This window comes from Streptomyces sp. NPDC005004 (genome assembly GCF_053600675.1).
The window spans coordinates 1-24,170 of the sequence record NZ_JBSGAH010000013.1; the positions used below are offsets into that span (position 1 = coordinate 1).

Annotated in this window: 22 protein-coding genes and 1 riboswitch; of the genes, 7 read left to right on the forward strand and 15 right to left on the reverse strand. The window is 72.0% G+C overall.

From position 1 onward, the window contains the following. Positions 1–115 precede the first annotated feature (115 nt). On the reverse strand, positions 116–1,657 hold the full coding sequence (locus ACWEEU_RS19675; protein WP_451733897.1) for an amino acid permease: 1,542 nt from the start codon (positions 1,655–1,657) through the stop codon (positions 116–118). Between the two features lie 41 nt (positions 1,658–1,698). Further along, a complete protein-coding gene (locus ACWEEU_RS19680) occupies positions 1,699–2,655 on the reverse strand; it encodes a hypothetical protein (protein ID WP_366801607.1) in 957 nt (318 codons plus the stop codon). A 253-nt stretch (positions 2,656–2,908) separates the two neighbouring features. Here ACWEEU_RS19680 and ACWEEU_RS19685 point away from each other — a divergent pair, with 253 nt between their 5' ends. Continuing rightward, a complete protein-coding gene (locus ACWEEU_RS19685) occupies positions 2,909–3,529 on the forward strand; it encodes a uridine kinase family protein (protein WP_451734107.1) in 621 nt (206 codons plus the stop codon). A 431-nt stretch (positions 3,530–3,960) separates the two neighbouring features. Continuing rightward, on the forward strand, positions 3,961–5,826 hold the full coding sequence (locus tag ACWEEU_RS19690) for an AAA family ATPase (protein ID WP_356103429.1): 1,866 nt from the start codon (positions 3,961–3,963) through the stop codon (positions 5,824–5,826). 32 nt (positions 5,827–5,858) lie between these two features. On the opposite strand, the gene ACWEEU_RS19695 is transcribed toward ACWEEU_RS19690, so the two are convergent. The 9 genes from ACWEEU_RS19695 to ACWEEU_RS19735 all read right to left on the reverse strand — a co-directional run bounded on the left by ACWEEU_RS19695 (position 5,859) and on the right by ACWEEU_RS19735 (position 13,390). Further along, entirely contained in the window at positions 5,859–6,989 is a 1,131-nt protein-coding gene (locus tag ACWEEU_RS19695) for a hemolysin family protein (RefSeq protein WP_385745286.1), read from the reverse strand. Continuing rightward, a complete protein-coding gene (locus ACWEEU_RS19700) occupies positions 6,986–8,320 on the reverse strand; it encodes a hemolysin family protein (RefSeq protein ID WP_385745288.1) in 1,335 nt (444 codons plus the stop codon). Before ACWEEU_RS19700 ends, ACWEEU_RS19695 begins: the two co-directional genes overlap by 4 nt. A 288-nt stretch (positions 8,321–8,608) precedes the next feature. Continuing rightward, entirely contained in the window at positions 8,609–9,067 is a 459-nt protein-coding gene (locus ACWEEU_RS19705) for a PH domain-containing protein (RefSeq protein ID WP_385745290.1), read from the reverse strand. A gap of 14 nt (positions 9,068–9,081) precedes the next feature. Continuing rightward, positions 9,082–9,930 carry an ATP phosphoribosyltransferase gene (hisG, locus tag ACWEEU_RS19710; protein WP_451733900.1) on the reverse strand — a complete coding sequence of 283 codons (849 nt, stop codon included), beginning with the start codon at positions 9,928–9,930 and terminating at the stop codon, positions 9,082–9,084. Between the two features lie 62 nt (positions 9,931–9,992). Then, positions 9,993–10,265, reverse strand: a complete 273-nt coding sequence (locus tag ACWEEU_RS19715; protein ID WP_026249121.1) for a phosphoribosyl-ATP diphosphatase — start codon at positions 10,263–10,265, stop codon at positions 9,993–9,995. 33 nt (positions 10,266–10,298) lie between these two features. Next, complete coding sequence (gene ribH / locus ACWEEU_RS19720) at positions 10,299–10,784, reverse strand: 6,7-dimethyl-8-ribityllumazine synthase (protein ID WP_385745294.1); 486 nt, start codon at positions 10,782–10,784, stop codon at positions 10,299–10,301. A gap of 22 nt (positions 10,785–10,806) precedes the next feature. Further along, positions 10,807–12,153, reverse strand: a complete 1,347-nt coding sequence (locus ACWEEU_RS19725) for a bifunctional 3,4-dihydroxy-2-butanone-4-phosphate synthase/GTP cyclohydrolase II (RefSeq protein ID WP_385745296.1) — start codon at positions 12,151–12,153, stop codon at positions 10,807–10,809. Continuing rightward, on the reverse strand, positions 12,150–12,788 hold the full coding sequence (locus ACWEEU_RS19730; protein WP_385745298.1) for a nicotinamide mononucleotide transporter family protein: 639 nt from the start codon (positions 12,786–12,788) through the stop codon (positions 12,150–12,152). Before ACWEEU_RS19730 ends, ACWEEU_RS19725 begins: the two co-directional genes overlap by 4 nt. Continuing rightward, positions 12,785–13,390, reverse strand: a complete 606-nt coding sequence (locus ACWEEU_RS19735) for a riboflavin synthase (protein WP_385745300.1) — start codon at positions 13,388–13,390, stop codon at positions 12,785–12,787. The genes ACWEEU_RS19730 and ACWEEU_RS19735 overlap by 4 nt, the downstream gene beginning before the upstream one ends. 154 nt (positions 13,391–13,544) lie before the next feature. Beyond that, positions 13,545–13,675: riboswitch (FMN riboswitch) on the reverse strand. A 320-nt stretch (positions 13,676–13,995) separates the two neighbouring features. Here ACWEEU_RS19735 and ACWEEU_RS19740 point away from each other — a divergent pair. Next, entirely contained in the window at positions 13,996–14,745 is a 750-nt protein-coding gene (locus ACWEEU_RS19740) for an SDR family oxidoreductase (protein WP_451733903.1), read from the forward strand. 17 nt (positions 14,746–14,762) lie between these two features. Here the strand turns inward: ACWEEU_RS19740 and ACWEEU_RS19745 are convergent, their stop codons facing one another. After that, the gene (locus ACWEEU_RS19745; RefSeq protein ID WP_451733905.1) at positions 14,763–16,163 is read right to left on the reverse strand and encodes an ROK family transcriptional regulator; all 1,401 of its coding nucleotides are present in this window, start codon (positions 16,161–16,163) and stop codon (positions 14,763–14,765) included. A gap of 119 nt (positions 16,164–16,282) precedes the next feature. Here ACWEEU_RS19745 and ACWEEU_RS19750 point away from each other — a divergent pair, with 119 nt between their 5' ends. The 4 genes from ACWEEU_RS19750 (at position 16,283) to ACWEEU_RS19765 (ending at position 20,876) form a co-directional block, all read left to right on the forward strand. Further along, positions 16,283–17,500 carry an MFS transporter gene (locus tag ACWEEU_RS19750; RefSeq protein WP_385745305.1) on the forward strand — a complete coding sequence of 406 codons (1,218 nt, stop codon included), beginning with the start codon at positions 16,283–16,285 and terminating at the stop codon, positions 17,498–17,500. A gap of 179 nt (positions 17,501–17,679) precedes the next feature. Continuing rightward, complete coding sequence (locus tag ACWEEU_RS19755; protein WP_385745307.1) at positions 17,680–19,074, forward strand: uracil-xanthine permease family protein; 1,395 nt, start codon at positions 17,680–17,682, stop codon at positions 19,072–19,074. Between the two features lie 88 nt (positions 19,075–19,162). Then, entirely contained in the window at positions 19,163–19,849 is a 687-nt protein-coding gene (locus tag ACWEEU_RS19760; protein WP_451733908.1) for a DUF5995 family protein, read from the forward strand. Positions 19,850–19,943: 94 nt separating this feature from the next. Next, positions 19,944–20,876, forward strand: a complete 933-nt coding sequence (locus tag ACWEEU_RS19765) for an LLM class F420-dependent oxidoreductase (protein ID WP_451733910.1) — start codon at positions 19,944–19,946, stop codon at positions 20,874–20,876. A 24-nt stretch (positions 20,877–20,900) separates the two neighbouring features. On the opposite strand, the gene ACWEEU_RS19770 is transcribed toward ACWEEU_RS19765, so the two are convergent. The 3 genes from ACWEEU_RS19770 to ACWEEU_RS19780 form a co-directional block, all read right to left on the reverse strand. After that, on the reverse strand, positions 20,901–22,598 hold the full coding sequence (locus ACWEEU_RS19770; protein ID WP_451733912.1) for a flavin monoamine oxidase family protein: 1,698 nt from the start codon (positions 22,596–22,598) through the stop codon (positions 20,901–20,903). Positions 22,599–22,665: 67 nt separating this feature from the next. Then, positions 22,666–23,466, reverse strand: coding sequence for a carbon-nitrogen hydrolase family protein (locus ACWEEU_RS19775; protein ID WP_385745315.1), 801 nt, complete (start codon positions 23,464–23,466; stop codon positions 22,666–22,668). 161 nt (positions 23,467–23,627) lie between these two features. Then, positions 23,628–24,140, reverse strand: coding sequence for a DUF742 domain-containing protein (locus tag ACWEEU_RS19780; RefSeq protein ID WP_451733914.1), 513 nt, complete (start codon positions 24,138–24,140; stop codon positions 23,628–23,630). Between the last annotated feature and the right edge of the window lie 30 nt (positions 24,141–24,170).

Sequence of the window (24,170 nt, forward strand, 5' to 3'; positions counted from 1 at the left end):
GTTACCTTCGCCTGGCACACCCCGTCCGGCACCGGCACCGGCGGCCGGTACGCCCGGGTACGCGTACCCGGGCCCCCTCGTGCGTGGAACCCGCCGGCCCCCCGGCGGGAATCCGTCAGATCAGGTCCATCGCCGCCACCTCGTCCGGGCGGCCGTAGCTGACCGGACCCTGGAAGCGGCGGCGGGCCGTGGTGAACCACCAGATCGTGGCGATCAGGATGACGGCCGCGAGGGCGATGGGGGCGTAGTTGAAGGAGTCGACGGTGATCGGCGACGCCTGGGGCAGCATGAAGAGGACGCTGCTCAGGAGGATCCAGGTCACCGCGAGCCAGCCGATGGGCCGGCCCCAGCGGCCCAGGTGCCAGGGGCCGGGCTGGAACTCGTCGCCGAGCCGCAGCCGGAGGAAGATCGGCACCGCGTAGGCGAGGAACAGTCCGACCACGTTGACGCTGACGATGGCGGTGAAGGCCGTGTGCGACCACCAGCCGGGGATCACCAGGGCGAGCGAGCAGGCGACGGCGAGCCAGACGGCCTTGACGGGCGTCCGGGTGCGCGGGGAGACCGAGTGCCACCAGCGGGAGCCGGGCATCGCGCCGTCGCGGGAGAAGGCGAAGATCTGCCGGGTGTTGCTGGTGAGGTTGGCGAGACCGCAGAAGAGCATCGCGCCGATGACGATGAGCAGCATCGCCTTGGCGGTGCCGAGTCCGAGACCGTCGATGAGAATCTGGACGGGAGGCGCGTCGGAACCGGCCACCTTGGCGTAGTCGCTAATGCTGTAGACCAGTGCAAGCATCAGGATCAGGCCGGTGAGGGCCGAATAGCCGATGGCCCGGGTGATCCCCTTCGGCGCGTTGACGGTGGCCTGAACCGTTTCCTCGGACATGTGGAAGCTGCCGTCGAACCCGGTGAACGTCCAGCTCGTGACGAGCAGACCCAACATGCCGCCGTAAAGGCCGTTGGTGAAGCCGGTGTTGTTCTCGAAATGCGTGACGAACGACGCCGACTGATGGTGATCCGGAATCACGATGAGTGCGGTGACGATCACCACGAGTCCGATCAGCAGCCACCACACGGAAATCCGGTTCAGCACGGCGACGAGCTGGACGGTGTAGGTGTTGGCGAGCCCCTGGAGCACGATGATCAGGCCCGTGAGCAGCACGGTCTGGTGTGCGGTGGGCTCGTAGGACGGCCACTGGAGCGCGACGAACGCCTGGAGGAAGGTGGCGGCCGCGTAGCCGGTGGCTGCGGTGCCGCCGATCTGACCGACGAAGTTCAGCCATCCGGTGAACCACGACCAGGCGCCCTTGTGCCGCTTGGCGAGCTTGCCCGCCGAGAAATACAGCGCACCGCTCGTCGGATAGGCGGAGGCGACCTCAGCCATCGCGGCTCCGATGAACAGGACCATCACCGAGACGCCGATCCAGCCGAACACGAGAATACGGGGTCCGCCCGCATTCATACCGAATCCGAAGGAGGAGAAGATACCCGAGAGGATATTGATGATGGTGAAGGAGATCGCGAAGTTGTCGAACGCCTTGAAACGGCGGGTGAGTTTCCGCGGATAACCCATCGCGTGCAGTGTGGCATCGTCGTCGAGGACGACCGGTTCCTCGTCCCCCCGGGACTTCTCCCGGGGCGTCGATATCCGTTCCGACACAGATCGGCCTTTCTGTTGTGGGGACAGAGCGGGTTGCGGGTTCAGGCGGGTCCCGGGACGGGCAGCCCGCAGGCGCGCCGGGCCCGGGAGAGCTGCTCGGCGGGGTCGCCGAAGGCACTCCAGGGCATACGCGAGGCGTACGGACCCATCGCCGCGAAGACCGCCCGGGCCTCGAACTCGCACTGGGCCATGACCAGTGCGTGTGCGAGGTAGGCCAGGTCGAGCACGGGGGTGAAGCGGTAACCGGCAACGGTGGGCAGCCAGTTGCGGTAGGCGGCCAGGGTGGTGGAGCGCCACTGGGGCTGCTCCCAGACCCGGTCCGCGAGCAGTTGGGTGGGGTTGTAGCTCTCCACCAGGGCCACCAGGGGCAGCAGCCTGAGGGCGGAGTCGGCGGGCGCCCGCTGGCTGAGGAAGGCGGCCACGTCCCAGGCCGCGTTCACCGAGCCGCCGTGGCGGGTGAAGAAGAAGGACAGGAAGCGGTGGTGGCCCTCGCGGTTCCACGGGTCGAGGGAGAGGACGTGCGAGAACAGCCGCCAGGGACCGGGCGGCGAGGTGAGCAGGCCCTGCGGCGCGGGGTCGCGCAGCCGGTGCAGCCTGGCCATGGTGAGCTTGGCGACCCAGGGCGTGGGGTCGTCGGGGGCGAGGGCCGCGGCCCGGTCGCAGGCCGTGAGGGCGATGCGTTCCAGCGTCTCGGCGCGTTCGTCGCGCGCGTCGGCGGCCCGCATCGCGCGCTGCACGGCGACCCGGGCCCACATCAGCGTGGACTCGGGCGTGGCCTCCTCGGCGAGCCACTGCTCGACCAGGTCGGTGCCGGCCGCCTCGGAGGCGAGCACCAGCGAACGGTGGGCGCGCAGGCCGAAGTCGGAACGCGTCTCGGCCAGGGCCTCCTGGGCGTAGCGATAACGCCCGGCGCGCACATCGACGCAAACACTCGCCAGGACACGGTCGTCGGCCGCCGGATGCCATACATAGTGCCCCTCGAATAACTCCGCGGCCATGCTCTCCTGTCCGTCCGCATACGGCGCATCACAAGTTGCGCAGGACGCACCTTACTCAGCCGCCGCCGCACCGGGAACGCCTAAATTCACATATCGGTCGGTGGAATCGGAACGTAATATCCGCTCATTGACCGGAAGTCAGCCAGTGGTTCAAGGGGCGACGTTTCGGTGCCCGCGCGAGGTACCCGCACCGGCCGCTACTAGACTGTTTCCGGAGAACTCCCCCACACCGCACCACACCTCGGGAATCGCCATTCAGCACCTCGCCGCCCGACTGCGCACCCTCCCCCCGTCGCTGGGTCAGGTCCGGCTGGTGGGCGTCGACGGGCACGCCGGTTCGGGGAAGTCCACCTTCGCCGCCCGCCTGGCGGCCGCGCTGGGCGGGGCACCCGTTCTGCATCTGGACGACTTCGCGAGCCACGACCACCTCTTCGACTGGGCCGGCCGCTTCACGGCGCAGGTGATCACTCCGCTGGAGCGCGGCGAGAGTGCGCGGTACACGCCGTACGACTGGAACCTGCGCGCCTTCGGACCGCCCCGCCCGCTGCCGCCGGCCCCCGTGGTCCTGGTGGAGGGGGTCGGCGCGGGGCGCCGGGAGCTGCGCCCGCGGCTGGCGCTGCTGCTGTGGATGGAGTTGCCCGCCCCGGAGGCGTGGGCACGCGGGCGGCGGCGGGACGGCGAGGCGCAGCGGGAGTTCTGGGACGGCTGGACGACGGCGGAGCGCGCGCACTTCGCGGACGACCCCTCGCGCTCCCGTGCGGATCTTCTGGTGCGCCAGATCCAGGAGGGGTACGAGGTACTGCCGGGACCCGCGATGACCGATGGACCGGACCAGGATGTCACTCACCGTGAGGGACCATCGGCAGTGTGGTGAACCTGTGAAGGGAAGGGGCGATCGACTTTCACGAGCGCCCCAACTCCGCTTGACCGGGGGCCCGTACAGGTCTTACGTTCTCAATGTGCGGCTCCCCGGAGCCGCCCCGCAGACACGAAGCCCCCGGTTGTTCCCCCGTGACCGGGGGCTTCGTTCTGCCCCGACACCGCCTCCGCGCCCGTTTTGCGCCCCCGGAATATCACTCTCGGTCACCGCGCGGTGTGCGCCCCGTATGCTCCCACCTCGTGGAACGGCCCTTGTCACACCCTTCGGCACCTGGTCGTCCCACGGGTACGATGCCCTCGGTGCGACCTTCGAGCTGCTGCCTCGCGCACCTGCAACTCCGTTCCGCGGCACAGCGGTTCGACCGCGGCGACCGTCGGGTGCCTGCCCGGTGGTGAACCATCGGAGGCACGGTTCGTGGGGGGATGATGGACTTCGGCACGCGGGGCTCCGAGGCCCCGGCCGACCTCGCCTGGACGCGGGGCGTGGACGCCTACACGATGGGCGCCTACCCGCAGGCGGAGGAGGAGTTCCGCGCCGCGGTGCGGATGGACCCGGGAATGGCCGACGCCTGGCTCGGGCTGCACGCGCTGCGCGTCGACACGACGACCGCGCTGCTGCGGATGTTCCGGCACCGCGAACGCTTCGGGGAACAGCGCGCCCGGCACCGCCGCGCCCTCAACTCCTGGTACTGGCTGGGCTGGTGGGTGCAGCCGGTGCTGGAGAGCCCGCGCGATCTGCTGCTCGCGCACGCCTCGCACTGGCTGGACGGCCGCCATGTGCCCGAGCTGGACCGCGCCCTTGCCGGACTGCCCCCGGTGGACACCGACCCGCAGGTCCGCTTCCTGCACGCGTGCCGCTCCTATCTGGTCAAGGACTGGGACCAGTTGGTGCGCCACACCGACCCGCTGCTCGACGACACCCTGCTCGGCATCGAGGCCGGGCTGTTCGGCGGCATGGCCCGGGTGCGCCTGGAGATGTACGGACAGGCCGAGCCGCTGCTCGCGGCGGCCCTGATGCGCTGCCGCAGCGAACAGCCCCAGCGCAAGGAACTGCGCTACTGGCTCGCCCGCGCGCACGAGGGCACCGGCCGCAGCGCCGCCGCCCTGCCGCTGTACCGGGCGGTGCACCGGGTCGACCCGGCGTTCATGGACACCTCGGCCCGTCTCGCCGCCATCGCCGAGGGCGACGGGTACGACGACCCGGGCGACTTCGCCGCGATCACCCTGGCCGGTGCCGGACAGGACGCCATGGACGGCCCGGACACCCTCGATCCGCTCTTCGGCACCGAGGGACGCGATCTGCGCCTGTCCGAGCCCGACCTGCCGACCGGTCCGCTGCCCTCGGTGCCCGACCGCGCGGTCCGCGTGAAGAGCGGTACGTCCGCCTCCGCGCCGCTGCCCACCGGGCCCACCGACCCCGGCTTACTGGAGGAGGCGCTGGCCGAGCTGGAGCGCATGGTCGGACTCGAACCCGTCAAGCGCCAGGTGAAGGCGCTCTCCGCACAGCTCAACATGGCACGGCTGCGGGCGGGCCAGGGGCTCCCGGTCCAGCCGCCGAAACGACACTTCGTCTTCTCGGGCCCCTCGGGCACCGGCAAGACCACCGTCGCCCGCATCCTGGGCCGGGTCTTCTACGCCCTCGGGCTGCTCGGCGGCGACCACCTGGTGGAGGCACAGCGCGCCGACCTGGTCGGCGAGTACCTGGGCCAGACGGCCGTGAAGGCCAACGAGCTGATCGACTCCGCCATCGGCGGGGTGCTCTTCGTGGACGAGGCGTACGCCCTCTCCAACTCCGGGTACGGCAAGGGCGACGCCTACGGCGACGAGGCGCTCCAGGTACTGCTCAAGCGGGCGGAGGACAACCGGGACCATCTGGTGGTGATCCTGGCCGGCTACCCGGAGGGCATGGACCGGCTGCTGGCCGCCAACCCCGGGCTCTCCTCGCGGTTCACGACCCGGGTGGACTTCCCGTCGTACCGCCCCGGCGAACTCACCGAGATCGGCCGGGTGCTGGCGGCGGAGAACGGCGACCGGTGGGACGACGAGGCGGTCGAGGAGCTGCGGTCCATCGCCGGGCACGTGGTGGACCAGGGGTGGATCGACGAGCTGGGCAACGGCCGGTTCCTGCGCACGCTGTACGAGAAGAGCTGCGCCTACCGGGACCTGCGGCTCTCGGTGTACCCGGGCGCGCTGTCCCGGGACGATCTCGCCACGCTGCGGCTGCCCGACCTGATGCAGGCGTACGGCGAGGTGCTGTCGGGGCGGGGACCGCAGGACCCGTCGGCGATGTGACGACGGGCCCCGCGGGTCGGGTGTGACCCGGGTCAGGCCGTCAGGGCCTGCTCCGGCTCCCCGCTCGGCCTCGGCGCCGAGACCTCGGCGCCGGACCGCTCCCGCCCCGGCTCCGGCGACTCGTGCGGGGACGGCGCGGGGTGCGGGTGGGCCGGGTCGCGGACCTCGCCCACCAGCAGTTCGAGCGCGTCCTCCAGGGCGACCAGCCCCAGCACCCGGCCGGAGGCGTCGGCCACCTGCGCCAGATGGGTGGCCGCCCGGCGCATCACGCCGAGCGCGTCGTCCAGCGGGAGTTCCGCGCGAAGCGTGGCCATGGGCCGCCAGACGTGCTGGGGCACCGCCCGCCCCGAGTCCTCCAGGTCGAGGACGTCCTTGACGTGGACGTACCCCATGAAGGCGCCCTTGGCCGAGGCGGCCACCGGGAAGCGGGAGTAGCCGGTGCGCGCCGTCAGCTCCACGATCTGCGCCGGGGTCACCGACGGGTCCACGGTCACCAGGGACTCGCGCCTGAGCAGGACGTCGGTGACCGGGCGGGAGCCCAGCTCCAGGGCGTCCTCCAGGCGCTCCTGCTCCTCGGGGTCGAGCAGCCCGGCCTGGCCGGAGTCCTCCAGCAGGCGGTTGAGCTGCTCGCTGGTGACGACGGCCTCGACCTCGTCCTTGGGCTCGACGCGGAAGAGCCGCAGGATGCCCTGGGCGCAGGCGCCGAGGGCCACCGTGACCGGCCGGCACAGCCGGGCGAAGTACACCAGGCCGGGACCGAGCCAGATCGCGGCCTTCTCCGGGGCGGCCATGGCCAGATTCTTCGGGACCATCTCGCCTATGACCAGGTGGAAGAAGACCACCGCGGCCAGGGCGATCGCGTAGCCCAGCGGATGGATCATGCCCTCGGGCAGGTGGACCGCCTCGAACAGCGGCTCCAGGAGATGCGCCACCGTCGGCTCGGCCACCGCGCCGAGGGTCAGCGAGCAGACGGTGATGCCGAACTGCGCCGCCGCCATCATCTGCGGCAGCCGCTCAAGACCGTGCAGGACCTGGCGGGCCCGCGCGGTGCCGAGCGGTTCGATCTGGCTGCGGCGGACGGAGACGAGCGCGAACTCGGCGCCGACGAAGAATCCGTTGGCGAGCACGAGCAGCGCCGCGAAGAAGAGTTGCAGGACGCTCATCGCACGGTCTCCTTCACCGCGGCCACCGGGGCCGTGCGGACCACGCGGACCCGCTCGGCACGGTAGTGGCGGACCTGGCGGACCGAGAGCCGCCAGCCTGGCAGTTCGGCCCGGTCGCCGGGCGCGGGGATGCGGCCGAGCAGGTCGGCGACCAGCCCGGCGACGGTTTCGTACGGTCCTTCGGGGGCTTCGAGGCCGATGCGCCGGAGCACGTCGACCCGGCAGCCGCCGTCCACGTCCCAGGCGGGGCGGCCGTCCTCGGGCGGGGCGGCGACGAGTTCGGGCACGTCCTGGCGGTCGTGCTCGTCGCGGACCTCGCCGACGAGCTCCTCGACGATGTCCTCCAGGGTGACCACGCCCGCCGTGCCGCCGTACTCGTCGACGACGACCGCGATGGGCTGCTCGCTGCGCAGCCGGGTCAGCAGTGGCCGCACCGGCAGGGTCTCCGGGACGAGCAGCGCCTTGCGGGCGATGCGGGCGACCGGGGTGCGCAGGCGTTCGTGCGCCGGGACCGCCAGGGCGTCCTTGAGGTGGACCATGCCGACCACGTCGTCGATCTTCTCCCGGTAGACGGGGAAGCGGGACAGACCGGTGGCCCGGGTCAGGTTGACCACGTCCTCGGCGGTGGCCGAGTCCTCAAGGGCGCTGACCTTCACGCGCGGGGTCATGACGTGCTGTGCGGTCAGCTCGCCCAGGGAGAGCGTGCGCACGAACAGGTCGGCGGTGTCCTGCTCCAGGGCACCGGCCTGTGCGGAGTGCCGGGCCAGGGAGACAAGTTCGCCGGGGGTGCGGGCGGAGGCCAGTTCCTCGGCGGGCTCGACGCCGAGCGCGCGCACCAGCTTGTTCGCCACCGTGTTCAGCACGGCGATGACCGGGCGGAACAGGCGCGCGAAGCGGTGCTGCGGGCCCGCGACGAAGCGGGCCACCTGGAGCGGCTTGGAGACCGCCCAGTTCTTCGGCACGAGTTCGCCGATCACCATCTGGACCGCGGAGGCGAGCAGCATGCCGACGATCACGGCGATGCCGGAGGCCACGCCCTCGGGGACGCCGAGCGCGCCGAACGGTCCGTCCAGCAGGTCGGCCAGGGCCGGTTCGGCGAGCATACCGACGACCAGGGAGGTGATGGTGATGCCGAGCTGGGTGCCGGAGAGCTGGAAGGACAGCTCCTTGAGCGACTCCACGACGCGGTGGGCGCGCTTGTCGCCGTCGGCGGCCGCCTTCTCGGCGTCGGGCCGCTCGACCGTGACGAGACCGAATTCGGCCGCCACGAAGAAGCCGTTGGCCAGGATGAGCAGGAAGGCCGCCGCGAGAAGCAGCAGAGAGGTGGTCATGATGCCGCCGCCTCCGCACGTACGCGGAACGGGTCCGCGGTATGTCGGCAGGGGGCGGCGCAGGTACTACAGGACGATCCGTCCATCGCCGGAGAGGGTCACTCCTCGGATAGCAGGGAAACCTCCGTGCGCGCCGGGCGTGGCACGACGGAGGCGGAGGCGCCATGGGGACGCCTCCGCCAACAGATTAGTCAAGACAGGGGCCGGTGCGGCAGGGGCGGCGCCCCCGAACCGTCCCCGAGCGGTCCCCGACCCGCCTCTGACCTCGGGCCGGATCGCGGTCGGGGCTCAGCCCCGAGAGGGCTCCGGATCGCGCGGCGCGCGCTGCTCCACCAGAGTGCGCAGGGCCCGCGCGTCGGCGATGGCCCGCTGCTTGGCGACGCCGGGCTGGATGCCCAGCGCGGGCAGGCTGGTGCCGTCGGTGAGGTTCAGGAACACCCAGGGGTCGCCCTGGCGCAGGTTGACCTGGACGATCTCCGCCCAGTCCAGCTTGCGGCTGCTCGCGATGTTGACGACGGTCACACCGGAGTCGTCGGCGACGACCTTCACCCGGGCGAGCTGCGCCAGCACCCAGAAGACGAGCGCGCCGGTCAGGACGAAGGTGAGCCGCTCCCCCGGGCCGAGATGCTCGAGGAGCAGCCCGATCCCGGAGATGACCACGAAGATCGTGACTCCGGCGGTGAGCAGGATGGCCCGGGTGGTGCCCGGCCGGAAGGTGACCGGGAGGGCGGGCGGGGTGTCGGTCATCCGGGGCGTGTCCCTCACAGGCGGCAGGCGTGGATGGCGGTGGTGAGGATGGCGCGGGCGCCGATGGCGTAGAGGTCGTCCATGATGCGCTGGGCGTCCTTGGTGGGGACCATGGCGCGGACGGCGACCCAGCCCTCGTTGTGCAGCGGGGAGACCGTCGGGGACTCCAGGCCGGGCGTGAGCGCGACGGCCTTCTCCAACTGCTCGACGCGGCAGTCGTAGTCCATCATCACGTACGTGCGGGCGACCAGGACGCCCTGGAGGCGGCGCAGGAACTGCTGGACCTTGGGCTCCTCGACGTCCGCGCCGGTGCGGCGGATCACGATGGCCTCGGAGGTCATGATCGGGTCGCCGAAGACCTCGAGACCCGCGTTGCGCAGCGAGGTGCCGGTCTCCACGACGTCCGCGATGACCTCGGCGACGCCCAGCTCGATGGCGGTCTCCACGGCGCCGTCGAGGTGGACGACGGAGGCGTCCACGCTGCGCTCGGCGAGGTGGCCCGCGACGATGCCCTCGTAGGAGGTGGCGACGGTACGGCCCTTGAGGTCCTCGACGCCGCCGGCGGTGCCGGGCTTGGCGGCGAAGCGGAAGGTGGAGCGGGCGAAGCCGAGCGGCAGGATCTCCTCGGCCTCCGCGCCGGAGTCGATCAGCAGGTCGCGACCGGTGATGCCGATGTCGAGGCGTCCGGAGGAGACGTAGAGCGCGATGTCGCGGGGGCGGAGGTAGAAGAACTCGACCTCGTTCACCGGGTCGACGACGCGCAGTTCCTTGGACTCGCGGCGCTGCCGGTAGCCGGCCTCATGCAGCATCTCCCCCGCAGGTCCGGACAGGGAACCCTTGTTGGGGAGAGCGATGCGCAGCATGAGGTTTCGGCTTCCTTCGTGGTGGGGTGGTGCGACGGAACGGGTGGGGCGCGGAGGGCGGTTCAGAGGTGGGCGTAGACGTCGTCCAGCGAGATGCCGCGGGCGACCATCATCACCTGGACGTGGTAGAGGAGTTGGGAGATCTCCTCGGCCGCCGCTTCCTTGCCCTCGTACTCGGCGGCCATCCAGACCTCGGCGGCCTCCTCGACGACCTTCTTGCCGATGGCATGGACGCCCTTGCCGACCAGTTCGGCGGTGCGGGAGGTGGCGGGGTCGCCGGTGGCTGCCTTGTGCTGGAGCTCGGTGAACAGCTCCTCGAACGTCTTCTTGGACATGGTGGTCTCCACCCTACGCGCTCCGGGGGTGCCTCAGTGCCAGGGTTCGGACACCGAGCGCAGCGTGGCAGCGGTCGCGACGGCGGCGGTGACCGCCTCGTGGCCCTTGTCCTCGCTGGAGCCCTCGATGCCGGCCCGGTCCAGGGCCTGCTCCTCGGTGTCGCAGGTCAGCACGCCGAAGCCGACGGGGACGCCGGTCTCCACCGAGACCTGGGTCAGGCCCTGGGTGACGCCTTGGCACACATAGTCGAAGTGGGGGGTGCCGCCCCTGATGACGACGCCGAGGGCGACGATCGCCTGGTAGCCGCGGCCCGCGAGGACCTTGGCGGCCACGGGCAGCTCGAAGCTGCCGGGGACGCGGATCACCGTCGGCTCGTCGATGCCGAGTTCGTGCAGTGCGCGCGTGGCGCCGTTCACCAGGCCGTCCATCACCTTGTCGTGCCACTGCGCCGCGATGACGGCGACCCTGAGGTCGCTCACGTTGCGTACGGACAGCTCCGGTGCACCCTTGCCGCTCACGTCTCTCCTAAGTGCTTTTCGCTTACTGGTCGCCGCAGGTGGACACGGCGGGGGTGTCCAGCCAGGGCAGGTCGTGGCCCATCCGGTCGCGCTTGGTGCGCAGATACCGGAGGTTGTGCTCACCGGCGCGGACGGGCATCGCCTCGCGGTCGGTGACCTTCAGGCCGTGGCGTTCCAACGCCTCGGTCTTGTCGGGGTTGTTGGTCATCAGCCGGACGCTGCGCACACCGAGGTCGGCGAGGATGCGGGCACCCGCGCCGTAGTCGCGGGCGTCGGCGGGCAGGCCGAGTTCGAGGTTGGCGTCCAGGGTGTCGCGGCCGCGCTCCTGGAGTTCGTAGGCGCGCAGCTTGGACAGCAGGCCGATGCCGCGTCCCTCGTGTCCGCGCAGGTAGACGACGGCGCCGCGGCCCTCGGCCTGGATGCGCTCCAGGGCGGCGTCGAGCTGGGGGCCGCAGTCGCAGCGCAGCGAGCCGAAGACGTCTCCGGTGAGGCATTCGGAGTGGACGCGGACCAAGACGTCCTCGCCGTCGCCGAGTTCGCCGTGGACGAGGGCGACGTGCTCGACGCCGTCGGCGGCCCGGTAGCCGTAGGCGGTGAAGGCGCCGTGGCGGGTGGGCAGCCGGGTCTCCGCCTCGCGGCGGACGGCGGGCTCGGCGGCACTCGCGCCGGTAGCACCCTGCGTGGGCACAGCGGCCGGGGTCTCCTGGGCGCGGCGGTACGTGATCAGGTCCGCGATGGAGATGATCGTCAGGCCGTGCTTGCGGGCGAAGGGGATCAGCTCGGGCAGCCGCAGCATCCGGCCGTCCTCGCCCGCGATCTCCACGATGGCGCCGGCCGGGCGGAGTCCGGCGAGGCGGGCGAGATCGACGGCGGCCTCGGTGTGCCCGTCGCGGACCAGGACGCCGCCCTCGCGGGCGCGCAGCGGGAAGATGTGTCCGGGGCGCACCAGGTCTGCGGGCTCGGCGGTGCCGCTAGCCAGCAACTGGAGCGTGGTGGCGCGGTCGGCGGCGGAGATGCCGGTGGTCACGCCGTGCGCGGCGGAGGCGTCCACGGAGACGGTGAAGGCGGTGCGCAGGGCCTCGGTGTTGTCCTCGACCATCTGCGGCAACCGGAGCCGGTCGAGTTCGGCGCCCTCCATGGGCGCGCAGATCAGGCCCCGGCACTCGCTCATCATGAAGGCGACGATCTCGGGGGTGATCTTCTCGGCGGCGATGACGAGGTCGCCCTCGTTCTCCCGGTCCTCGTCGTCCACGACGACGATCGGGCGGCCGGCCGCGATGTCGGCGACGGCGCGCTCGACGGGGTCGAGCGTGAAGCCCTCGAAGGCGTCGGTGGGGTGGGTGTCGTGCAGGGGCGGTGCCGAGGTCATGCCGGCGCTCCTTCCAGGACGGGCCGCGCCGCCTCGCGGGAGCGCAGCCACCAGTCGCGCATGCCCCACAGGACGAGTGCGCCGTAGATGACGTAGACGAAGCCGGAGAAGGCGTAGCCGTTGGCGAAGTTGAGGGGGACGCCGACCAGGTCGACCAGGAGCCAGGCGATCCAGAACTCGGTCATGCCCTTGGCCTGGGCGTACATGGCGACGATGGTGCCGACGAAGATGTAGGCGTCCGGCCAGGGGTCCCAGGACAGGGACGGGTAGGCGGTGAAGAGCAGGGCGACGGCGACCGTGCCGAGCGCGGCGGCGGCGAGCATCGCGGCCCGCTCGCGCCAGGTGGCGAAGCGGGGGCTGATGTGTCCCCCGCCGGCGTTCTCGCCCCGCCGCCACTGCCAGAAGCCGTAGAGGGCGACGGCCATGACGACCGCCTGCTTGCCCGCGCTGCCGGTGAGGTGGCCGTAGAAGGCGGCGAAGAGGATCAGGCCGGAGACGAACTGGACCGGCCAGGTCCACAGGGAGCGGCGCCAGCCGAGGGCGAGGGCCGCGAGACCGAAGACGTTGCCGAGCATGTCGGACCAGAGGATGTGCTGGCCGAACAGCGTGAACGCCTCGGAGTTGAGCGAGTTCACCGTGCGTCCCCCTGTCCGGCCGCGAGCAGCCGCTCCACGTACTTGGCGATGACGTCGACCTCGAGGTTGACCGGGTCGCCGGGCTGCTTGTGGCCGAGCGTGGTCAGGGCGAGGGTGGTCGGGATGAGGCTGACGGTGAAGTGGTCCGCGCCCGCCTCGACCACGGTGAGGCTGATGCCGTCCACCGTGATGGAGCCCTTCTCCACGACGTAGCGGGAGAGGTCGGCGGGCAGGGAGATCTTCACGATCTCCCAGTGCTCGGAGGGGGTACGGGCCAGCACCTCGCCGGTGCCGTCGACGTGTCCCTGCACGATGTGGCCGCCGAGGCGGGCGCCGACGGCGGTCGGGCGCTCCAGGTTGACGCGGGAGCCCACGGCCAGCGCGCCCAGGCTGGAGCGCTTGAGCGTCTCGGCCATGACGTCGGCGGTGAACTCGTCGCCCTCGTGGTCCACGACGGTGAGACAGACCCCGTTCACGGCGATGGAGTCGCCGTGCCGCGCGCCTTCGGTGACGACGGGGCCGCGGAGCCGGAAACGGGAGGCGTCGTCGAGACTCTCGACGGCGGTGACCTCACCCAGCTCTTCGACGATTCCGGTGAACACTTCCCGGGTCCTCCTGCCTCATGGGGCACGGACTCCGGGGCTCGTCGATGACGACGGCAGGAACGGACGAGGCGCGACCGGGTGCGACGCCGAGGGGACACGTTCGCGGACGAACGGTCTTGATACGGCGGCGCGCATCGGTGATGCCCGCCCGCCGCGCACTGCCTCCCATCCGGACTTTAACCGTCGGTCCAGGAATTTCACCTGGTCAACCGGCCGCTGGAAGCGACCGGGTCGCGGACTGTAACCGCCGGTTCGGAATTTCACCGACCCCGGAGTGCGCTGCTTCTGGTACACGGCAAGTGTGCCATGCCCCGCTGTCACCCATGCGGACGACCGGTGTGGGCTGCCTCACAGAGGCGAAGGCAGGCTCGCACCGGTCACCGAGTCGCTGCTCAACCCCCTTTTCCTACAGGTGTGTTGAGCATGGTCCGGACCTATTGACCGCAGTGGTCTAGTCCTCTTAGGGTGCGGACGGACCCGGCGGCGGTGTCGACGGCCCTTGCCCGCCGCCGGGTCACCACGACCTCCATGTCACATCCGTGCCGCCCCGCCCGTCCCACTCCCGCAGGGGTGAAGGGCCCCGCAGGGGAAGTGGAGGACGGATGGGCACGATCCTGGTGACCGGCGGAACGGGCACGCTCGGACGGCACGTGGTGGGGCGACTGCGGGAGGACGGCCACACGGTACGCGTGCTCAGCAGACACGCCGAGCCGTACGCCGTCGATCTGCGCACCGGCGGTCCGGGCCTCGACGCGGCCCTCACGGGCGTGGAGACGGTGGTCCACTGCGCCAGCAGCCCCCGGGGCGGGGACGAGCAGGCGGCGGACCGGCTGATCACCGCCGCGCGACGCGCCGGTACGGCCCATCTGGTCTACATCTCGATCGTCGGCGTGGACCGGGTGCCGCTCGGCTACTACCGCACCAAGCTCGCGGTGGAACACCGGATCGAGGACTCGGGCCTCGACTGGACGGTGCTGCGCGCGACCCAGTTCCACGACCTGGTGGCCACGGCGCTCCGGGCCCTCACCGCGCCTCCGCTGGCCCTGCTCCCCGCCGGGCTCTCCGACCAGCCGGTGGAGGTGACGGAAGTGGCCTCCCGCCTGGCCGAGTTGGCCGGTGCCGCACCGGCCGGGCGAGTGCCCGACATGGGCGGCCCGGAGGTACGGACCTTGCGCTCCCTGGCCCACGCCTACCTCCGCGCCACCGGACGGCGCCGGGTGCTCGCGGAGGTGCCGCTCCTCGGCCGGACCTACCGGGAGTTCCGCGCGGGCGGACATCTGGCCCCGGAGGGGGCGGCGGGGAAGGTGACGTTCGAGGAGTATCTGGCGGCGGGGCGGGCCGGGGGCAGGTAGCGGCTCGGGGAGACCCCCTAGGGAATGTCCCGGTGGCCGGGCGGGGCGAACAGCTCGTCCTGTGCCCGGTCGCGGGCGCTCAGCAGGGCCCCCCGCAGGACGGCACCGCCGCCGAGTTCGCTCGCTCGCACCTCGGTGACCAGCGGCGACATCCTGCGCAGCCGCTCCGCCACGCGCCCGGCCAGCTCCGCGCCCCCGGCCTGCCCGACCTCGCCGCCGAGGACGACACACCCGGGGTCGAGCAGAGCGGCCACGGAAGCGGCGCCTACGGCGACACGGTCGGCGAGGGCGTCCAGGAAACGGGCGGCGTCACCGGGGTCGACGGCGGGGGTGCGGGAGTCGCCTGCGCAGGCGCGGGAGCCCACGGCGGGGGTAGGGGAACGCTCCGTGTCTCCGGTGTCCGCGGACGCGTCCCGCCCTGCCGCCGCTTCCGGTCCCGCCAGCCTCGCCACCGCCTCCGCCACCACTCGGGCCGCTCCCGGCCCGTCCATGACTCCCGGCACGGGCAGCCCCGACCGCGCCGCCAGGGCGCCGATCGCCGCCGCGCCGACCAGGGCGTGGAAGCCGCCCTCGCAGTCCGTCGCGGAGGGCAGCCCGCCCGTCCCCGGCACCGGCAGGAAGCCGATCTCGCCCGTACCGCCCGAGGCGCCCCGGCGCAGGGTGCCGTCCAGGACGACGGCGGCGCCGACTCCGTGCCCGAGCCAGAGCAGGACGAAGGTGTCCCGGTCGCGGGCGGCACCCTCGCGCTGCTCGGCCACGGCGGCCAGGTTGGTCTCGTTCTCGACGGTCACCCGCGCCCCGGGCAACCGCTCCTGGAGCGCGGCGACCAGGCTCCGGTGCCACGCGGGCAGCCCGCTGGAGTCGCGCAGCTCGCCGGTGGCGGGGTCCACGAGCCCCGGCGCCCCGATGCCGACGGTGTGCAACCGCCCCCAGGCCGGACCGCCTTGCCTCATCGACGTACCCACGCCTGCCCCACCGGAGGAGTCCGGGCCCCCCTCCCCCGCCCCCTGAACCGCCTCCCATGCCGCCCGCTCCACCGCCCCCACCGCACGCTCCACCGCCGCGCCGGTGCCCGCCTCCCCGTCGATCGGCACCGAGACCTCCGCCAGCACCCGCCCGACCAGGTCGGAGACCAGCACGTAGACGCCCCCCGTGCGCACGTCCAGCGCGGCCAGATGGGCGCGGTCGGCGACGATGCCGTAGAGGCGGGCGTTGGGGCCACGGCGCTGGGCGCCCGACTCGCCGACGACTGTGATGTGGCCCGAGACCGCGAGGCGTTCGAGCAGGTCGGCGACCGTCGGGCGGGAGAGACCGGTCAGTTGCTTGAGGCGTCCCGCCGTGAGGGGGCCCTCCTGCTGGAGGAGACGGAGGGCGAGCCGGTCGTTGATGAGCCGGGCGGTGCTCGGTGATGCGGGCATGACCGGAATCCTCCCAGAGGGGTGAGTCGGCGCCTGGCCGTTCTTCCACTATCTATCAGGCAGGCTCCCTGATAGTTTTCGCGGCGTACCACCGGCGACTCCTGGGGAGGGGACCTGACATGGGTGACGAGAAGGAGTTCCCGGCCGCGACGCTGAGGCGCGCCCGTTACGCCGTCGCGGCCGTGTTCGCCGTGCACGGCGCGGTGACCGGCTCGTTCGCCACCCGCGTGCCCTGGATCCAGGACCACGCGCACCTGAGCGCGGGACAGCTCGGCTTCTCCCTCGCCTTCACCGCGCTCGGCGCCTCCTGCGCGATGCCGCTGGCGGGCCGGATCGCGCACCGCTACGGCACCCGTACGGCCCTGCGCGGGCTGCTCGCCCTGTGGACGCTCTCCCTGGTGCTGCCCTCGCTGGCCCCGAACCTGCCGACCCTGTGCCTGGCGATGTTCGCCTACGGCGCCGCCTCGGGCATGGCCGACGTGGTGATGAACGCCCTCGGCGTGGAGGTGGAGCGGCGGCTCGGACGGTCGATCATGTCCGGTCTGCACGGCATGTGGAGCGCGGGCGCGCTCGTCGGCTCGGCGGCCGGCACCCTCGCGGCCCACCTCGGCTCGGACGCCCGGCTGCACCACGCGCTGGCCTCCGTCGTGCTGACCCTGCTCGGCCTGGCCGCCTGCACCTGGGTGCTGGACCTGCGGCCCACGGAAGAGGAGGAGGCGCCGCCGAGGTTCGCGCTGCCGCCCCGCTCCGCGCTGCTGATCGGCGCGGTCGGCTTCTGCGCGGTGTTCGCGGAGGGGGCGAACATGGACTGGTCGGCGGTGTTCCTGCGGGACCGGCTCGGCGGCTCGCCCGGGCTCGCGGCGGCCACGACGACCGGGTTCATGCTGACCATGGCGGTGGCCCGGATCGCCGGGGACGCGGTGGTCAACCGCTTCGGCCCGGTGCGCACCGTACGGGCGGGCGGCCTCCTCGCCGGGCTCGGCGGGCTGCTGGTCGTCGTAGCGGACCGGCCCGCGGTGGCGATGACCGGCTTCGCACTGATGGGTCTCGGCATCGCCGTGGTCGTCCCGCTGTGCTTCGCGGCGGCCGGACACGCGGGCCCCAACCCGAGCCAGGCCATCGCGGGCGTCGCCACCATCACCTACACCTCGGGGCTCGTCGCACCGAGCCTGATCGGCGGGGTGGCCCAGGCGACCAGCCTGACCGTGTCGTTCGCCCTGGTGACCGTGCTGGCCCTCGGACTCGCCCTGTTCGCGGGCGTCCTGCGCACCGCCGCGCGCGGCGGCACGACCGAGGCGGCCCGACAGGCCGCGGCGGTTCCGGGCCCGCCGGCCTGACGTACTGATCTTCGCGACCGACCGCGCCGAGGAAACCTCCCTGGTCGCAAGGGTCGGCCACCGACTCCCCCGCGAGCGCCGCGTCCGGGCCGCGCGGGGAGCCCGGGGGCCGGGGCACCGCCCCTGACCCCCGACAATGGTGCAGACCCACATCGGTACAGAGAAAGCGAAACCCCACCATGGACCTCGGCGTGCGCTGGCAACTGCACGGGGACGGCAAGTCACCCGCACCCGGAGCGGTGGTACGCCCCGACGAACGGCTGAGCTGGCCCCGCACGATCGGTCTCGGCGCCCAGCACGTCGTGGCGATGTTCGGCGCCTCCTTCGTCGCCCCCGTGCTCATGGGCCTGGACCCCAACCTGGCGATCATGATGTCGGGTGTGGCGACGGTGATCTTCCTGCTCGCCACGCGCGGGCGGGTGCCGAGCTACCTGGGCTGCTCCCTGTCGTTCGTGGGCGTGGCCGCCGTGATCCGGGCGGACGGCGGCACCAGCGCGACCGTGACCGGCGCGATCCTGGTCGTCGGCGTGGTGCTGTTCCTGGTGGGACTCGCGGTGCAGCGCTTCGGCGCGCGGATCATCCACGCCGCGATGCCGCCGATCGTCACCGGTGCCGTGGTCATGCTGATCGGCTTCAACCTCGCCCCGGTCACCGCGACCACCTACTGGCCGCAGGACCAGTGGACGGCGCTGCTGGTCATGCTGTTCACCGGTCTGGCGGTCGTCTGTCTGCGCGGTTTCTGGTCGCGCATCGCGATCTTCCTCGGTCTGGTCTTCGGCTATCTCATCTCCTGGGTCTTCGACCTGGTCTTCGGCAAGATCCACTCGGCGGACGCGAGCGGCAAGATCACCGACCACTGGCGCCTGGACCTCTCCGGCGTCGCCAAGGCCGACTGGATCGGGCTGCCCCACTTCCACGGCCCGAGCTTCCAGTGGTCCGCCATCCTGGTCGCGCTGCCCGTCGTCATCGCCCTGGTCGCCGAGAACGCGGGTCACGTCAAGGCGGTCGGCGAGATGACCGGCGACTCCCTGGACGACAAGCTGGGCACGGCGATCTCGGCGGACGGCATCGCCTCCGTGCTCTCCACCGCCGTGGGCGGCCCGCCGAACACCACCTACTCCGAGAACATCGGCGTCATGGCCGCGACCCGCGTCTACTCCACCGCCGCCTACTGGGCCGCCGCCTGCTTCGCCCTGCTCTTCGGCGTGTGCCCGAAGTTCGGCGCGGTCGTGGCGGCGATCCCGGGCGGTGTGCTCGGCGGCATCACCGTCATCCTGTACGGCATGATCGGCCTGCTCGGCGCGCAGATCTGGCTGCACGGCAAGGTGGACCTACGCAACCCGCTGAACCTGGTCCCGGCGGCCGCGGGCATCATCATCGGCGTCGGCAACGTCACCATGAAGTTCTCCGACACCTTCTCGCTGAGCGGCATCGCGCTGGGCACCCTGGTCGTCATCACCGGCTACCACGCGCTGCGCGCCTTCGCCCCGGCCCACCTCAAGGTGCAGGAGCCGCTGCTGGACGAGGGAACGTCGTCGTACGACGCCGAGACTCCGGAGACCGGCAAGTCCTGACGCGCGGCGGCCCAAGCCGTTCGCCCGTTCCGGCGAAGCACCGGTCCGTACGGCCCCCCGTGCGGGCCGGTGCTGCCACCCTTCCCCCATGGCGCAGCCGCGATACCCCCTCTCCACCGTCGACACCGTCCTGTCCCGGATGCGCGCCCTCGCGGCGGAGCTGCCCGCGCGGGACGGTGTCGCCGTCTTCAACCGGGTCTATCTCGCCGTCACCGAGGAGGTGGACCGGCGCCTGGACTCGGGGGAGTTCGCGGACCGGCGGGCGGCCGCCACCCTGGACGTGCGGTTCGCGGAGCGGTACCTGTCGGCGGTGGACGCGGCCGACGCCGACCGCAGACCGCCCGCCTGCTGGCGCCCGCTGTTCCAGCTCCGCCGCCATCCCGGCGTTCGGCCGCTGCAGTTCGCGCTGGCGGGCATCAACGCCCACATCGGGCACGACCTGGCGCTCGCCGTGGTGGACGCCTGTCACGCGCTGGGCTGTGAACCGGCCGATCTGGAGGACGAGTTCGACCGGGTGGGCGAGCTGCTGACCGCGCTGGAGGAGCGCATCCGCGAGGATCTGATGCCGGGTCCCGACCTCCTCCAGATCGCGGATCCGCTCACGCATCTGCTGGGTTCCTGGAGCCTGGAGCGCGCCCGGGACGCCACCTGGTCGGCGGCGCGGATTCTGTGGGCGCTGCGCCGGTGCGGCGAGGTGGCCGAGGAGTTCACGGGGCGCCTGGACGCGGCGGTCGGCTTCGCGGGGCGGATGCTGCTGACGCCGCTCGGGGACTGAGCCCGGCCGGAACTCACTCTTTCAGGTGACTTACGGAACAGCCGGACGAGCGCCGCGCGTTGAAGGAGCAGCCCCGACGCGAAGGAGCACCGGTATGACGACCAGGCTCGGCCTCGCCCTTCCCCAGATGCGCCAGTACGACCTCGCCAGAGATGTGCCCCGGGTGGCCCGCACCGCCGAGGAGACGGGCTACGACAGCCTGTGGGTCTTCGAGAGGGCCCTGGTCCCGGACCCCGCCACCCAGGGGTTGTACGGCATACCGGGCCTGCCCTGGCCGGAGGGGTACCGCGGCGTGGCTGACCCGCTGATCACCCTGACCCTGGCCGCGAGCGCCACGACGCGGGCCGAGCTGGGCTCCAGTGTGCTGGTCGCCCCGCTGCACCTGCCGTTCCAGCTCGCCAAGTCCCTGGCGACGCTGGACGTGGTGAGCGGCGGCCGGGTCATAGCGGGCTTCGGCACGGGCTGGTCGCTGGACGAGTACGCGGCCTCCGGTGTGCGGCCCTTCGAGGAGCGCGGCGCCGCGCTCGACGAGGTGATCGCGGTGTGCCGGGCGGTGTGGGGCCCCGATCCGGTCGTGCACCACGGGAAGACCGCCGACATCGCCTCCGCGATCGTCGGCCCGAAGCCGGTGCGCCCGGTCCCGGTCCTGCTGGCGGCGAGCAACCGGCGGGCGATGCGACGGCTGGTGGACCAGGCCGACGGCTGGCTGCCGGGCGCCTACGGTCCCGAGCAGCTCGCGGCCCAGTGGCGCGACCTGCGCGAGCTGGCCGAGGAACGCGGACGCACGGAGCCGATCCGCACGGTCGTCCGGGTGAACGCGCGGGTGGCGCACGCACCGCACCCTGGCCCGGACCGCCCGCTGTTCGAGGGGGACACCGACCAGATCGTGACCGATCTCGCCGCCCACGTCGGCATCGTCCCCGACGCCGAGATCCTGCTCGACGTCCAGAGCGACGCCCGGGACGCGGCGGAGCTGACGGACCTGGCGGTCCAGCTCTACGAGAAGGCCCGGGCCGCCGGGATATGAGCCCCGCCCGCCCGGGCCGGCCGCTCAGTCCTCGGGCAGCTCGACGGGCGCGATCTCGTCGTAGAGGTCGCCGGGACCCGGGTTGGTCCGGTCGGTCTCGCCGCCGAAGTGGTGCATGACGCCCCAGACCGCGTTCAGCGCGGTCTGGACGGCGCCCTCGGCCCAACCGGCGGTCCAGGAGATGTCGTCACCGGCGAGGAAGATGCCGCGCTTGTCCTCGGGCAGCCGGTCCTGCATGAAGTGGGTGAACAGGCGGCGCTGGTAGCGGTAGTGGCCGGGCAGGTTGGCCTTGAACGCGCCCATGAAGTAGGGCTCGTTCTCCCAGGAGACCGTCACCGGGTTGCCGATGATGTGCTTCCTGATGTCGACCTTCGGGTAGATCTCGCCGAGGGACTTCAGCATGACCTCCATCCGCTCGCTCGCGGACAGCGGCAGCCACTTCAGGCTGTCGTCGCACCAGGTGTACGACAGACAGATGACGGCGGGCTTGTCGGGGCCGTCGTCCAGCAGATAGGTGCCGCGCGTCATGCGGTCGGTGAGCGTCATCGACATGACGTCCCGCCCGGTCTCCTCGTCCTTGTCCAGCCAGAACGGCCGGTCGACGGGCACGAAGAGCTTGGAGGACTCCATGTAGTGGGTGCGCTCGATCGCGGTCCAGTGGTCGATCGGGAACAGCGAGTCGTCGCACGCGATCTTGGACAGCAGCATCCAGGACTGGGCGGTGAAGATCGCCGCCTGGTAGGTGCGGATGTCGCCGTTCGCGTCGGTGACGGTGATCCGGTTGCCCGAGGTGCGGTGCAGCCGGGTCACGGCCGGACGGGGCTCGCCGCCGACGTGCAGCGACGCCAGCGAGGTGCCGTACGGCCAGTGGACGATCTTCTCCGGCTCGCGCTCCCACAGGCGCAGCGGCAACTGCTGGGAGCCGCCGACGATGCCCCGGTGGTGGTCGTCGGCCTCGGTGTAGACGACCCGCAGGATCTCCAGGATGGAGTTGGGGAAGTCGGTGTCCCAGCCGCCCGTGCCGAAGCCGACCTGGCCGAAGATCTCGCGGTGCCGGAAGGACTTGAACGCCTCGGACTCGCAGAGGAAGCCGTAGAAGGTCTGGTTGTCGAGCTTCTCGACCAGCCGGGACCAGATCTCGCGGATGCGCGGCACGTCCCGCTCACGCAGGGCGCGGTTCATGTCGGAGAAGTCGGCGCCCTCTTCGAGGCACTTGTTCCACGCCTCGGCGACGTCGCGGTAGACCTGGGGCAGGTCGGCGGCGGTCTCGGCGTAGTGCGACTCGCCCTTGAGGTCGACGACGGTCGAAGGCGTCGCCTCGGCAAGGGGGTTGGGGAAGGGCCTGGTCTCCAGGCCGACCAGGTCGATGTAGTGCTGGAGGGCGGTGGAAGACGGCGGGAAGCGCATGGCGCCCATCTCCGCGGTCAGCGACTCGTCGCAGCCCTCGAAGCCGACCGTGCGCAGCCGGCCGCCGAGCTGGTCCGCCTCGTAGACGACGGGCTTGAGGCCCATCTTCATCAGCTCGTACGCGGCGATGATCCCGGACAGTCCGCCGCCGATGACGGCGACCTCGGTTCCGTGCTCGGTGGCCGGGATCTGGCCGAGCCCCGCCGGGTGGGCGAGGAAGTCGTCGTAGGCGTAGGGGAAGTCCGGGCCGAACATGGTGATCGGCGGCTGCTGCTCACCGGCGTGCTCGACGGCGTTGGGCACCGTGGACGTCATGGGGTACGGACTCCTTGCACGGAAGAACTGGTTACGCGGAAGAAGAAGGGGAGGGCCCGGGGCCGGTTCAGGACGGGCGGACCAGCGGCTCGTACAGACCGGGACGGCGGTCCTTCAGATACGGGTTCGCCTCGCGGGAGGCGGCCAGGAAGGCGGGGTCGGCGTCGGCGATCACCAACTGGTCGGCCCCGCGCCCGGCCCGCGCCCGGGCGACACCGTCGGGCCCGGCCAGCGTGGAAAGCCCGACGAACTCGAACTCCCCTTCCCTGCCGACCCGGTTGACGTACGCCACGTACATCTGGCTCTCGAAGGCGCGCACCGGGATCATCGACTCGGGCACGAACTGGTACGGGTGCATCTGCGCCGTGGGCACCACGAGAAGGTCGGTCCCGGCGAGGGCGTGGGCGCGGGTGTTCTCGGGGAACTCCACGTCGTAGCAGATCATCAGGCCGACGGTGAGGCCGTTCAGCTCGGCCTGGACGACGGCCTGCTCGCCCGGGGTGAAGTGGTCGCGCTCGAAGCAGCCGAAGAGGTGGGTCTTGCGGTAGTTGGCGAGGGAGCGGCCGTCGGCGGAGACAAGCTGGGCGGAGTTGTGGACCGCCCCGCCGTCCCGCTCGGGGTAGCCGTAGGCGACGGCGACGCCGTGGTGGGCGGCGATCTCCGCGACCGCCTGCGCCGAGGGGCCGTCGGCGGGCTCCGCGAGGCGGGCGATGTCGTCGCCGATCGCGTACCCGGTGAGGAACATCTCCGGCGCGGCCAGCAGCCCGGCCCCCGCCGCCGCGGCACGGCCCGCCGCCTCGTCGAGGACCTTGAGGTTCTCGGCGACGGAGCCGGGGCGGCCGGAGCTCTGGAGCAGGGCGGTGCGCATGGAGGGTCCTCACCTGAGGTGAAAAAGGAGGGGGGAGTCAGATAGACGGTACGGTCGGCGCGCTCGGCCTCACAAGAAGCAGCCGTTGCGCGCGGGTGCGCGGTTCGTTGCGTGCGCGGCGGCGGATACGGCGATTCGTTGCGCGGGCCCGGCGCCGTGGCTCAGATCTGCCGCAGCCGGTGCACGATCTCCCGCAGCAGCTCGGGGTCGGCGGCCGGCCCGGTGACCGGCGGACGGCGGGGCGCGTCGATGCGGATCAGGCCCGCCTCGGCGAGGTCGCCGAGCAGCACGCGGACGACGGTCAGGGGCAGGTCGGCGTCGACGGCCAGCTCGACCAGCGGGCGCGGCCCGCGCCGGATCAGCTCGAGCAGGGCCGCCCCCGCGTGCTCGACCCCGGGCAGCGGCGCCTCCTGCGGAGCCAGCGCGGTGACCCGGGACATCAGGTCGACGGCGTGCCGCCCCGAGGGGCGGGTGCGGCCCCGGGTCACGGTGTAGGGGCGCACCATCGCGCCCGTCTCGTCCTCGTACCAGCGCGCGTCGGGGCCGTCCTCGTCGAGCCCGTTCTCGCCGGGCTCGTTCCCGTCGAACCCGTTCTCGTCGGGCCCGTGATCTTCGTGGGCCTCATCTTCGGACGCCTGGCCTAGGTGCGCGTGCCTCTCGTACCCGTACCCCATGTACGGGTCGTACGGGTCGTACGGATGCCC